The organism is Bacillus sp. AFS073361, from assembly GCF_002567005.1.
In the GTDB taxonomy this organism is placed as follows: domain Bacteria; phylum Bacillota; class Bacilli; order Bacillales; family Cytobacillaceae; genus Neobacillus.
In genome coordinates this window covers 45683-58956 of sequence record NZ_NUZU01000004.1, presented here as the reverse complement: position 1 = coordinate 58956, position 13274 = coordinate 45683, and the positions used below count along the sequence as shown (strand labels likewise).

Here is a 13274-nt window from a genome sequence, read left to right as displayed (position 1 = left end):
GCCTTTTGGCAGATGTATTATCGCAACAAGAAATCGATGCCTTATTATCGGCCATCAATAATGGCCAATTGCAAGCATCCGAAGTAACAGAGACACAGGAAAAAGTAAAAGTATATGATTTCAAACGAGCAATGCGGTATTCCAAGGAGCAATTACGCAGTATCACAAGAATTCATGAGAATTTTGCACGATTACTGACTTCCTATCTTTCAACTCAACTTAGAACGTTTGTTCAAGTTGAAATCGACCTGGTAGACCAAGTAACCTACCATGAATTTATCGCGTCCATCCCCTCGCGAACGATTTTGAACGTTTTTGATGTGAAGCCTATGGATGGAAAAATGGTCATGGAAATTAATCCGCCTGTGGCCTATGCAGTTCTAGAACGTTTGCTAGGGGGACAAGGAGATCAGTCTGCCCGGAACGGAACGTTGACGGAGATTGAAACAGTACTCATGCAAAGGACCCTTACACGTGCCTTTGATATGTATCAAAATGCTTGGGAAAACATTGAAAACATTCAGGTGAATTGGGAAGCGATTGAAGCCAATCCGCAATTTATTCAAATCGCGTCCCAAAATGATACAGTCATTATTATAGTTCTCCGTACGACAATTGGAGAAATTACAGGCAGGATGACACTTTGTCTGCCGCATTTAACAATAGAACCGGTGCTGCCGAAATTATCTACGCATCAAATGTTGTCTTCTATGGGGAAAACAAGTGTTCCACAGCAGGTAAACCTGCAGCAAAATCTAGATACAGTAAGTGTTCCTGTAATCGCTGAACTAGGCAGGGCGACGATACCGGTTTCCGATTTGCTTGGCCTTCAGATTGGGGATGTGATTGGAATTAAAACAGGAAAACTACAAGTCAAGGTCGGTCAATTGACCAGGTTTTTAGGAAACCCAGGTCTCCAAAAAGGACGTTACGCAGTTCAAATTGATCAAGTAAACCATACGGAAGGAGATGATCTATAAAATGAGTGAAGGATCATTATCTCAAGATGAGATAAATGCACTGTTTAATCAAACAGAATCAAAATCAGCTTTATCTCTCGATGTTTTTTTGAGCTCGATGGAGCAAGATGCACTGGGGGAGATTGGGAATATATCATTAGGCAGTTCGACCACGGCTCTTTCTACACTGCTGAACCAACGGGTGGAAATCACTACGCCTACCCTTTCCGTTATTGAACAAGATCGGGTGGAAGAGGGGGCAAAAGCAAAGCATGTTGCTGTTTACGTGGATTATACAATAGGCATCCGTGGTAAAAATCTTTTAATGATTAAAGAAGAAGATGCTAAAATTATTGCTAATTTAATGATGGGCGGAGATGGCACTGTTCTCGACCCTGAAATTTCAGAACTTCATCTAAGTGCTGTTCAAGAAGCCATGAATCAAATGATGGGGTCAGCTGCTACGTCTATGTCGACAATGTTGCAGCAAAAAGTGGATATTTCACCACCGTCTATCGATTTGCTTGATTATCCCCAAAATAAATTAGAACAACTGGATGATGATATCATCATCAAAGTTTCCTTTCGTTTGAAGGTAGGAAACCTCATTGATTCCAACATGATTCAGCTCATCCCTCTGTCCTTCGCGAAGGAGATGATCCAGCAGGTCTTTATGGCCGGAGAAGGAGCACCAGCCAGTACAGCTCCGGAGGAACCAGCACCAGTCACATCCAATCAGGAAGTACCAACACAAACTAGTTCGGCTTCACAGGTTGAAGAAAGTATGGTTCCACAAAGCCGGGCCCATACACCGGCAAATGCGAATGTACAAAAAGTCGAATTTGCAAATTTTTCCGAGGCAAATAAGGGAAGTAATGGCGTCGGTAATATCGATTTGTTATACGATATTCCATTGGCGATTACTGTTGAGCTGGGGCGAACGGAAATGCAAATACGCAAAATCCTTGAATTGGGGCCGGGCGCTGTTATACAGCTGGATAAATTGGCAGGTGAGCCTGTAGATATTTTAGCTAACCATAAGTTAATAGCTAAAGGGGAAGTGGTCGTAATCGAAGAGAGCTTCGGTGTTCGTATTACTGACATTATTAGTCCAGTCGACCGTCTAACTAAAATGACCATGTAAATATAACAATTGGAGGAGAATATGTATGGCAAAGGTATTAATCGTTGATGATGCGGCTTTTATGCGCATGATGTTAAAAGATATTTTAAATAAAAATGGGCTAGAAGTTGTTGGGGAGGCTGTGAATGGTGCAGATGCCGTTGAAAAGTACCGGGAATTAAAGCCTGATGTAGTGACGATGGATATTACGATGCCTGAAAAGGACGGAATTACGGCGGTTAAGGAAATTAAGGCTCTTGATCCGCAGGCAAAGGTGATTATGTGTTCCGCAATGGGACAGCAGCCAATGGTATTAGAAGCGATTCAAGCAGGTGCAAAGGATTTTGTTGTAAAGCCTTTCCAAGCCGATCGGGTCATGGATTCCATCAACAAAGTGTTGGGAAGTTAAAGGCTCTTACGCAACCTGTAGTAATGTTAAAAACGAATATGCAAAAAAAAGGGGAGGGTCCTTTGGGTACACCAAAACTGGGGAATTGTCCGAAATGTAGAAAGTTATTCCTGAGAACGAGAGATTTATGTGATGCTTGTTATCAAAAACAAGAAGATGATTATCTGAAGGCATCGGCTTACCTGCGTGAAAATCCGGGCAGCACAATTCAAGAAGTCAGCGATAAAACAATGGTATCCGTCACTCAAATTCGCCATTTTATAGTAGCCCGTCGAATTTTCGCGGGTCAGTTCCCTAACCTGTCTTACCCATGTGAAACGTGCGGGGAGATGATTCGAACAGGGAGAACATGTAACAGCTGTATGGATACTCTTAACCAGCTAGCCGCGCAGCTGGAGAAAAATGAAGGACAGCAGCATAACAAACATCATTTAAAAGTGATGACGCAACGGCTATAGGAGCTCCCTAATTTCAAAGATTCTTTTTTGTTTTTTTTGATTGCCTGTATTGAAATGAAATTATATATAACAGAAAGGTCAGTGCAGTTCACCGAGATTGCACTGCTTTTTTACGAATTTGTTAAAACAAAAATAGATTCATTGGTGGTTGTCCACAAAAAAAGCGAGAGTTCTGTACTCTTGCTTTTTTATTTACGTAAAATAATGATATTTACACGGCGATTAGCTTCCCTATGTTCAGGGGTATTATTTGGGTAAACCGGTTTAAACTCACCATACCCGCTAAAACGTAAGCGATTTGGAGCAATGTTATGATTTTGAAAATAATGGACTACAGATAACGCTCTGGCACTGGATAATTCCCAATTGGATGGAAAATTCGAACTATGGATCGGCTGATTATCGGTATGTCCTTCAATGATGATTGAATTATCGACCATTTTTAGCATCTTGACGATATCTTCAAGGATGGGATCAAAATTCCGATTGATATGATCACTCCCGGAATCAAAAACAATTCGATCTTTTAGGGTGATTTGGATTCCTTCGCGCAAATCGGTAAGACTGATCTCCGCATTTAATTTGTTTTCATCAATAAATTTCTGCAATCGTTTCATTAACTGTTGCAGTCTCTTTTCATCTTCACTATCTTTTTTATCTTTATTCTCCGATTTAGGATTTGGAATCGGTTCGGGTTTGATTTCATTGTTTGTGTTATTGGTATTACTTGGTGTCTGCCCTCCGCTGTTTGTCTCAAACACGGAAACCGTGTTAAAGGCGTTGTAGAGGGATTCCATCATGGCAGATGTCTTTGCTGTATCTTCGGAGCGCTGAGCAAATAAAACGATGAATAAGGCGAGAAGAAGGGTTAGCAAATCGGCATAAGGGATCAGCCACGACTCATCAACATGTTCTTCATGCTCCTCGTGAAGTTTTTTCTTGGCCACGGGTTACCTCCATATACTAGTCTGTTTCTACATTTCTCTTTTTTAATTCGTCTGGAGTTAAGAATACATTTAACTTATGCTCTAATTGTCTGCTGTTAACCCCTTCCTGTAAAGAAAGAAGCCCTTCCACCATAATTTGCCGAATTTCCAACTCTCTTTTGGATAGTAATTTTAATTTGTTAGCCATTGGATGCCATAACACATATCCTGAGAAGATCCCCAAAAGTGTAGCAATAAAGGCTGCGGCAATCGAATGCCCCAGTTTATCAATGTCTGATAAGTTCCCTAATGCAGCAACGAGCCCCACAACGGCTCCCAGTACTCCTAAGGTTGGAGCATAAGTTCCTGCCTGTGTAAAAATCAAGGCACCTTTTCTGTGTCGTTCTTGCATGGCACTCATTTTTTCTATTAATATGTCACTGGCAAAATCAGAATCCGTTGAGTCAACGATGAGCTCCATTCCCTGCTTAAGGAATAGATCATCAATAGTTGCAACCTCACTCTCTAGACCCAGCAAGCCTTCTTTTCTCACGATCGTTGACCAATTGGTAAACATATCGATAACATCTGCCTTAGAAGGAAGTTTTTGACCCCCGCCAAATATAATTTTGATTAACTTTGGGAATTTTTTAACCTCTGACAGAGGAAAACTTACAAATAGCGTGGCCGCCGTTCCTCCGAAGATAATTAAATAAGCGGCAGGATTGACTAATGCTACTAGACTGGCTCCTTTCAATACCATCCCTACTCCAATGGCCACTAACGCTAAAACAATCCCTATTAGCGATGAAGGATCTTTCATCGTGTGTCCCCCTTTTATATGAATTAAGAATCCTGATTTTTATTTTATGGGATTTTGATAGATAAGACAACAGTTTGTTTGATAGAATTATCAAAAAAGGCTTAAATAAAAAAGTTCTTGCGAAAAACCACCCAATAAAAATGAAAAACTATCAAAAAAATTATTTGTAAAATCAAAATATATGATAATATGAAGTATATATTTTGATTTTTTTACGACTATTACCCCAATGTCGAGGGGGAAGCTTTTTGTATGCTATTTAGCGAGGGGAGTTTGTAATGGATTTAAATGGGTATTTAGAGATGTTTATTGAAGAATCAAAAGATCATTTGCAGGCCATAAACGATGAACTTTTAAAACTGGAAGCAGAACCGGAAAACACAGCCATCGTAAACGAGATCTTTCGTTCGGCTCACACTCTTAAAGGGATGGCTGGTTCTATGGGGTTTGAAGACTTGGCCTCATTGACCCATGAAATGGAAAATGTCCTGGATCTTCTCCGTAATGCCAAATTGAGGATCACTCCAGAAATCATGGATGTCATTTTTAAGTGTGTTGACCTTATAGAAAAAATGGTGGACAGCATTGAACAGGGCGGAGATGGAAAAGAAAATGTCAAGGACATTGTCACTCAACTAACAAGGATACAAGCCCCATCCCCATCCCCTCATTCCGAAGATTTTGATTCATCTCAAGAGGTCGCTGCTGCATCAGAGATTTTGATAGATGAGTATCAAGTTTCTGTAATCAATGAAGCGAGGAAGACAGGCAATAACGTATATGAATTCAAGGTTACACTAGATGAAAACTGTGCAATGACATCGGTACGAGCGTACATGGTATTTCAAGCCGCGGAAGAACTTGGTGAAATCATAAAGAGTCATCCATCTGTTGAGCAAATAGAAGAAGGAGATTTCGGTCAATCTTTTACTATTTTGATGGTGTCTGAGTTTGAAGCGCAAGAAATCCAAACACAACTAAGCAATGTCTCAGAGGTAAAAGAAGTAATCCTGTCTGAGAAAGTTCATCAAAGTTTGGGAGATTTTTCGAAATCTGATATCTCCAAAAAAGAACAAACAAACCGACCGCAGACCAAAGAGGGGTTGGATGGAAGTAAGAAAAAACAACGGACAAAATCAATTCGTGTGGATATTGAAAAACTGGATCACTTAATGAACCTATTCAGTGAATTAATCATTGACCGAGGAAGACTGGAACAGATTTCGCGGAAGTCTCAGCTTTCCGAACTGACCGAGACAGTGGAACATATGACCCGCATATCAACTGATTTACAAGGGCTCATTTTGAATATGCGGATGGTTCCGGTAGAGCAGGTATTTAATCGTTTCCCGCGGATGGTACGAGACCTAGCCAAAGATTTGAATAAGAAAGTCCAATTGGTGGTGGAAGGCGCAGAGACAGAATTAGATCGTACGGTCATTGATGAGATCGGAGATCCTTTGGTACATCTCTTGCGAAATGCTTTAGATCATGGGCTTGAGACTACCGAGGAAAGATTAGCAAGCAAAAAACCAGAAGAAGGCAAGATATTATTGAAAGCCTTTCATGGCGGAAACCATGTATTTATAGAAGTCACTGATGACGGAAAGGGAATTAACCGCGAAAAAGTTCTGAACAAAGCCATTGAGCGGAGCGTTGTTACTGAAGAGGAAGCCAAATCGCTTACTGATCAACAAGTTTATGCGCTTATTTTCTCCTCTGGATTTAGTACAGCAGATAAAATATCAGATATTTCCGGGCGAGGTGTTGGTCTAGATGTCGTGAAAACCAAGATTGAGTCTTTGGGTGGGGTGATCAGTATTGATTCCACACTAGGACAAGGATCTATTTTCCGCATCCAGCTGCCATTAACGTTATCCATCATCAATTCGATGTTAGTGAAAGTGGAAGAGGAAACTTATGCGATTCCATTTAGTTCGATTGTGGAAATTACAACAGTATCACAGGAGCATGTTTCTACCCTTCATGGTCAGAAAGTAATCCAATTCCGTGGACAAGTCGTTCCTTTAGTTTATTTAAACGAGGTCTACCATGTACCACCGGTTGAAACAAAGTCTAATAAAGAACAGCTATTTATTGTTATTGTTCGAAACGGAGACCAGACAGTGGGGTTAGTGGTGGACTCAGTTCTGGGACAGCAAGAAGTAGTATTAAAATCCTTAGGCGGCTTTTTAAATAACCTATTTGCTATTTCAGGAGCGACCATCCTTGGAAACGGAGAAGTGGCATTAATTATAGATTCCAATCAGTTTATTAAATAGAAAGGATGAGCCTTCTCAATGGAAATGTTAAAAATAGTCGCCTTTAAATTAGGAGAAGAAGAGTATGGATTAAATATTAATCATGTCCAGTCCATCGAACGAATCCATCATATTACAAGGGTTCCAAATGCCCCTGAATTTGTAAAAGGCGTAATTAATCTTAGAGGAAATGTTACCCCGATTATTGACCTTCGAGGCAAGTTAAACCTGGGGAATGCGGTTTACACGGAAAATACACGGGTGATCATCACGCAATTTGAGGAAATCGAATTGGGTTTGATTGTTGATAAAACTAGCGATGTTATTGATGTGGCGCCTGAAGCAATCGAAGCTGCATCATCTAGTAGTTTTGATTCTGACTATTTTGGCGGTATTGCAAAGGTCGACGGACGTTTAATCATTCTTCTGAAATTAGAAGAGTTAATGAAAACTACAACAAATTAAACAAAGAATCCAAGTTTAATAGACAAAGACTATACTTTTGAGCAAAAGAGGGGACCGTATGAAGGATCAAATCAAGTTTCAGGATGACAAAACTCTCATTTTTAAAGTTGGCCAGGAAGAGTATGGGGTACATATCAGTCAAGTAGTTTCAATCGAGCGAATGCAGAATATTACTCCCTATCCCAATCGGCCGCCGCATGTGTTAGGAGTAACTACGATACGGGATGTCATCACGCCTGTAGTGGACTTACGGGCGGCGCTAACAGGAGAAACACTAAAGCCAACCGATGCTACCAGGATTATTATCGTTCAAGTCCATGAAAAAGCAATCGGACTTGTGGTCGATGCCGCCACGGATGTATTGGATATTACTCCCGACACGGTTCAACACCCAAATTTAATGGAAACAAAAGAAGTTTCTTATCTGAAAGGAATCTCAAAACTAGACGAGCGTTTGTTAATCCTATTAGATATCGAAGAGTTACTTGAAGACACAACAAATTTAGATGAATTGAAAGAAATAAAAGATTCGTTATAGCTTAGTGCGGTTTACCTAAAAACTTATTAACAACTAATTGAACCCGAAAAAGGGGAAGGGTGAAAATAATGAGTAAGTTGTCAATGAAAGTGAAACTCTGGGGTAGTTTTATCATTGTGCTATTATTCTTAGCACTTGTATCTTTTGTATCGTATCAAAATATAAACGGTTTAAGTGATGATCTTCATAAAATTGGAGATACTCAAGTGCCAAAAATTGAAAAAGTAGGAGAATTAAAAGAAGGATTAACCCGTGTTCGCCTCTATGTTACAAAGCAGGCATATGAGCGTAAAGCAGAAGATAAAGCAAACATGGAGCAGCATGTAAACGAAGACATCGCAGACGTCAGAAAGAATATTAAAGAACTGGAACCATTGCTTCTTTATGCCGAAGATAAAAAACAACTAGCAGAGTTCAGTGAAACTTTTGAAGATTACGTGGCCTATATTCCAGCTTTCATCGAAGCATCTAAAAGCAATAATTATGACTCCGTACATGAAAAGATGGTAATTATGACACCCATTGGAGAAAAGACCATTATTTCTCTTGATGAACTTGCAAAAGGTGTCAAAAAAAACAACGATATTATCATCAAAAATTCCGCACAAAAATCATCTAGTTCTGTGAATCAAATTATTATCCTTTCCATAATTGCCGTTCTATTTAGCATTTTGATTTCTTTCCTAATCAATAAACTAATTAGTCGTTCTGTTACTGGGGTGGTAAAAAATGTAGATATCACGACACATTCAGTTGATGAAATTAAGAAATCTATTGATAAAACCGCTATCAGTGCACAAGAGTTAGATGCTTCTATGAACAAAGCCAACGATTCCGTAAGTGAACTTGTTGCTTCTATTCAACAAGTGGCTGGAAACACCAATGTAACAGCTTCAGGTGTCGATGAAATCTCTGCGGCGGTCGATCAAATGAGTGCTTCTATTAATGTGGTTGCAGGAAATGCCGATACTTTAGCCGCTTCTACTGAAAAAACATCTTCCTCCATCCAAGAAATGATGGCTTCGATTGAACAGGTAGCAGGAAATGCAGGGAATGTAGGGGCAAGTGTGGAACAAATATCTGCGGCGATTGAAGAAATGAGCAAATCTATTAAAGGCGTAAGCGAAAATGCCGGTAGTTTGACAAATACGGCTGAAAAAACCTCTGAAACCGTTGAGGAAATGGTGGTATCCATTAAGCAAGTAGCAGAAAGTGCGCAAACAGTTAACCAACTTAGCAACTCTGTTAAGAACGATGCTCATGAAGGAACCATCTCACTAAATGAAACATTAAATGGAATGAAAGAAATTTCTAATGTGATTAACCAAGCAAGTGATGTGATGGAAAACCTAGGTAAAAGTTCTGAAGAAATTGGCAGTATTATCAAAGTCATTGATGAAATCGCAGAACAAACCAATTTACTAGCACTCAATGCTGCAATTGAGGCTGCACGTGCTGGAGAACATGGAAAAGGCTTTGCGGTTGTAGCAGATGAAGTCCGTAAACTAGCGGAACGTTCTGCAAAAGCGACAAAAGAAATTGCCATCCTCATCAAAGGTGTTCAAGATGAAACCGCTGTTGCTGTAACTTCTATTAAAGAAGGGGCCCATAAAGTAGAAGTAGGAAATCAATTGGCCGATAAAACGAACCAAGCGATTAGGAAAATTTCAGAAGGTCTTGCACAAGTAACAGAGGAAATGGATCAAATCGCAAAAACAACGGAGCAACAAACGAAAAATAGCGAATTCATCACAGAAGCGGTTAAAGGTGTAACCAAGCAAGCAACTGAAATGACTCATTCAACAAAAGAACAATCGATCAGTGCGGAAGAAATCGTTAAAGGCATTATCAATACAAGAGACCAGATTCAACAAATCACGGTTGCTACGGCCGAACAAGCGAAGGGCGGTCGTGAAATCGTAGCTGCGGTTGAACATGTGGCAAACCAATCTAGCTCGGTAACAAGGACAACAAAAGAGCAGGCCCTTACCGCTGAGGAAATTGTCCGAAATATAAATAACATTAAAGAAATGGTCAAACAAATGACGGTTGCAACCAGCAACCAAGCAGAATATGGTCAAGAAATTGCGAAAGAAGTTGAAAGAGTCAGAAAACAAACCGACGAGTTGAACGTGAGTATCGCAACACAAACGGAAGAAGTAGAAGAAGTAGTAAAAGCGATTACAGGTGTTAATAACGAAGTAGATAAATTAAACTAATTTATCATGTGAACTGTTGGTATTAACCATTCTTGTAAAGTATTTTTTTTTTGGAGGTAGTAATGTTAAATAAATTCTCAATGAAGGCAAAATTATGGACAAGTTTTATTTCTATTTTATTATTACTTTTCGTGATTAGTTTAATTTCTTATATTAACTTGAACAAATTGTCTGTATCCGTAAACGATATATCTGATACCCAAATTGTCAAGCTTAAAACTATAGGTAACCTTACTGAACATATGACTCGAGTAAGACTATTCGTTGCAAAGCATGCAACAGAAGTAGACCAGGATAAGAAAGATACGGCAGAAGATTTTTTAAATAAGGATATTGAAGAAGTAAAGAAAAATATCGGGATTTTACGTCCTTTACTTAAAAAAGAATCGGCTAGACAAAAACTGGACGAATTCGAACGCCAGTTTAACGAATATCAAAAATTAATTCCCATTGCTTTGGCACAGTCAAGAGAGATGGACATGAAAGGATTTGCAGATGTTTTTGTTACGATGGGTCCAGTTGGCGAAAAAGCTGTTGCTGAGTTAGCATCTTTACAGTCTGATATTGATGCATTTGTAACTAATACAACCGATGATGCCTCTAAACAAGTAAATACAAGCAAGCTTGTCATTCTTATTGTTTCTGCTCTTGCAACGTTATTAAGTATAGTGATCGCTTTCTTCGTTACAAGAGTAATGGGACGCTCCGTAGCAGGGGTTGTGGAAAACGTTGAGATCACCACAGATTCAGTTAGCGAAATCAAAAAGACTATCGATAAGACCGCGATTAGCGCAAAAGAGCTGGATGCATCAATGGATAAAACCAATGACGCTGTAAGCGAACTCGTGGCTTCGATCCAGCAAATTGCCGGGAACACGAGTGATACGGCCTCCGGCGTTGAAGAAATTTCAGCCGCAGTAGAGGAAATGAGTAAGTCGGTCAACGTAGTTGCAGGAAATGCAGACAACCTCTCTGCTTCTGCCGAAGAAACATCTTCTGCCATTCAAGAAATGATGGCTTCAATCGAACAGGTAGCTGGAAACACAGGAAATGTAGGTGCAAGTGTGGAACAAATCTCTGCTGCGATTGAAGAAATGAGCAAATCGATTGATGGTGTTTCTGCTAATGCAGTTAACCTGACAACAACGGCAGAAGAAACTTCGGAAGCTGTTCAAGAAATGGTCGCTTCGATCCAGCAGGTAGCTAGTAGTGCCCAGACTGTAAGTGAACTAAGCCATTCTGTTAAGAATGATGCAGTAGAAGGAACGGCAACAGTAAATGAAACCTTAAATGGAATGAAAGAAATCTCCAAAGTAATCAACCAAGCAAGTGACGTTATGGTGAATCTAGGAAAGAGTTCTGAAGAAATCGGCAATATCATCGAAGTCATCGACGAAATTGCAGGGCAAACTAATCTACTTGCGCTAAATGCAGCGATAGAAGCTGCAAGAGCAGGGGAACATGGAAAAGGTTTTGCGGTCGTTGCAGACGAAGTAAGAAAATTAGCTGAACGAAGCGCTGAAGCCACAAAAGAAATAGCTGACTTAATCAAGGGCATCCAACATGAAACGGCTGTTGCGATTCACTCCATCAAAGATGGTGCAAACAAAGTGGAAGTAGGAAATCAACTAACTGATAAGACAAACCAAGCAATCAGAAAAATTTCTGAAGGTATTACAAAAATGACCAATGAAATGAATCAAATTGCCCAAGCGACGGAACAACAAACTCAAAACAGTGCGCTAATAACCCAAGCGGTTGGAAATGTTACGCAGCAAGCTGCACAAATGACACTTTCTACGAAAGAACAAGCGATTACAGCTCAGGAAATTGTCAAAGGTATTAATGATACGAAAGATCAAGTTCAGCAAATTACAGAGGCTACTGCCGAACAAGCAAAAGGCGGAAGGGAAATTGTTGTTTCCGTTGAAAACGTAACAAACCAATCTAACTCGGTCACAAATGCAACACGGGAACAGGCACTTACATCTGCCGAAATTGTACGCAATTTATCGAACATCAAAGAAATGGTCAAACAAATGACTGTTGCCACGAATGATCAGGCTGGATATGGTCAAGGAATTGCTCTCGAGGTTGAAAACGTTCGTAAACAAACGGAAGAATTAAATGCTAGCATTGAAATTCAAGCCAAAGAAGTAGAAGAGGTATCAAACGCGATTACGGAAGTTAATACGCAAGTTGATAAACTAAAATAATTGGCTTTCGGATGAAACGCTTTCGCACAATTTGCGGAGGCGTTTTATCCGATTAGCCATGAACTAGGGGCGAGTTAAGTGAAAGATGGTCTGACAGAATTGGCATTTAAAATAAGAGACTATTGCGGCATCGATTTTACAGGTAATCTTGCAAGTCTAGAATTAAAAGCAGCTAGAAGACTAGTAAAGTTGGGCTTAAAAATAGAAGAGTATGGTCCTTTTTTGCAAAAAGAACCGAAAGAATGGGACAAATTAGTAGAGAATATCACCATAAATGAAACTTACTTTTTCCGAGAATTCAACCAGCTGGAGGAATTTCAGAATTTGCTAAAGAAGAAAACGGGGCAGCAAATCAATGTCTGGTGTATCCCTTGTTCCACTGGAGACGAGGCTTATTCCCTTGCCATCTTAGCAAAGGAAATCGAACTATCAACGGGTAACCGCGTAAGGATTGTGGCATCCGACTTAAATAAAAAGGTGTTAGACCATGCAAAGAACGGCTTTTACCCCAAAAATTCCCTATCTTTCAGAAGAATTCCGGAACACAGGGAGTATATAAAAAAATATTTTATAGAAACCGAGCTTGGCTATGAAGTGAAAAAGGAAATCAAACAAATGATTTCATTCGAACCCTTTAACTTGACCGACTACCACGCCTATGCCAAATACAGTCAAATGGATTTTATTTTCTGCCGAAATGTTTTATTTTATTTTAACGAAGAGATAACTAAACAGATTATCAGAAGCTTTTACTCTATTTTAAAGAATAATGGAACCTTATTCTTGGGCCACGCCGAGTCCATCTCTAATTTTAATAGTAAGTTTCTCCCTATTCATACCAAAGATACGTTTTACTACACGAAAAAGGAGTAAGAAA

Annotated in this window: 12 protein-coding genes and 1 pseudogene; 11 read left to right on the top strand and 2 right to left on the bottom strand. The window is 39.7% G+C overall.

All coding sequences use genetic code 11. The features are described 5' to 3' along the window. The first annotated feature begins 5 nt into the window (after window positions 1-5). From fliM to COJ96_RS02275, 4 genes are all read left to right on the top strand, one after another. Window positions 6-980 carry a flagellar motor switch protein FliM gene (fliM, locus tag COJ96_RS02290; RefSeq protein WP_098571390.1) on the top strand — a complete coding sequence of 325 codons (975 nt, stop codon included), beginning with the start codon at window positions 6-8 and terminating at the stop codon, window positions 978-980. 1 nt (window position 981) lies between these two features. Then, window positions 982-2103 carry a flagellar motor switch phosphatase FliY gene (fliY, locus tag COJ96_RS02285; RefSeq protein WP_098571389.1) on the top strand — a complete coding sequence of 374 codons (1122 nt, stop codon included), beginning with the start codon at window positions 982-984 and terminating at the stop codon, window positions 2101-2103. 25 nt (window positions 2104-2128) lie between these two features. Beyond that, window positions 2129-2491 (top strand): response regulator, encoded by a 363-nt coding sequence (locus tag COJ96_RS02280; protein ID WP_098571388.1) that lies wholly within the window; start codon window positions 2129-2131, stop codon window positions 2489-2491. A 62-nt stretch (window positions 2492-2553) separates the two neighbouring features. Beyond that, on the top strand, window positions 2554-2949 hold the full coding sequence (locus COJ96_RS02275; RefSeq protein WP_098571387.1) for a flagellar protein: 396 nt from the start codon (window positions 2554-2556) through the stop codon (window positions 2947-2949). 188 nt (window positions 2950-3137) lie between these two features. Here the strand turns inward: COJ96_RS02275 and COJ96_RS02270 are convergent, their stop codons facing one another. Both COJ96_RS02270 and motA read right to left on the bottom strand, forming a co-directional pair. After that, a complete protein-coding gene (locus tag COJ96_RS02270; RefSeq protein ID WP_098571386.1) occupies window positions 3138-3896 on the bottom strand; it encodes an OmpA/MotB family protein in 759 nt (252 codons plus the stop codon). Window positions 3897-3912: 16 nt separating this feature from the next. Next, window positions 3913-4698 (bottom strand): flagellar motor stator protein MotA, encoded by a 786-nt coding sequence (gene motA, locus COJ96_RS02265; protein WP_098571385.1) that lies wholly within the window; start codon window positions 4696-4698, stop codon window positions 3913-3915. 278 nt (window positions 4699-4976) lie between these two features. Between motA and COJ96_RS02260 the strand changes: the two genes are divergently transcribed. From COJ96_RS02260 to COJ96_RS02235, 7 genes and pseudogenes are all read left to right on the top strand, one after another. Further along, window positions 4977-6980: a chemotaxis protein CheA gene (locus COJ96_RS02260; RefSeq protein ID WP_098571384.1), complete on the top strand. Its 2004-nt coding sequence runs from the start codon at window positions 4977-4979 to the stop codon at window positions 6978-6980. 18 nt (window positions 6981-6998) lie between these two features. Then, window positions 6999-7424, top strand: a complete 426-nt coding sequence (locus COJ96_RS02255; protein ID WP_098571383.1) for a chemotaxis protein CheW — start codon at window positions 6999-7001, stop codon at window positions 7422-7424. A 58-nt stretch (window positions 7425-7482) separates the two neighbouring features. Then, window positions 7483-7962 (top strand): chemotaxis protein CheW, encoded by a 480-nt coding sequence (locus COJ96_RS02250; RefSeq protein WP_098571382.1) that lies wholly within the window; start codon window positions 7483-7485, stop codon window positions 7960-7962. 68 nt (window positions 7963-8030) lie between these two features. Then, window positions 8031-10181, top strand: a complete 2151-nt coding sequence (locus tag COJ96_RS02245) for a HAMP domain-containing methyl-accepting chemotaxis protein (protein ID WP_098571381.1) — start codon at window positions 8031-8033, stop codon at window positions 10179-10181. Window positions 10182-10243: 62 nt separating this feature from the next. Next, window positions 10244-10720: pseudogene (locus tag COJ96_RS29545) on the top strand (MCP four helix bundle domain-containing protein); the annotation flags it as partial. A 156-nt stretch (window positions 10721-10876) separates the two neighbouring features. Continuing rightward, window positions 10877-12397, top strand: a complete 1521-nt coding sequence (locus COJ96_RS02240; RefSeq protein ID WP_373561648.1) for a methyl-accepting chemotaxis protein — start codon at window positions 10877-10879, stop codon at window positions 12395-12397. 78 nt (window positions 12398-12475) lie between these two features. Beyond that, the gene (locus COJ96_RS02235; protein ID WP_098571379.1) at window positions 12476-13270 is read left to right on the top strand and encodes a CheR family methyltransferase; all 795 of its coding nucleotides are present in this window, start codon (window positions 12476-12478) and stop codon (window positions 13268-13270) included. Window positions 13271-13274 lie beyond the last annotated feature (4 nt).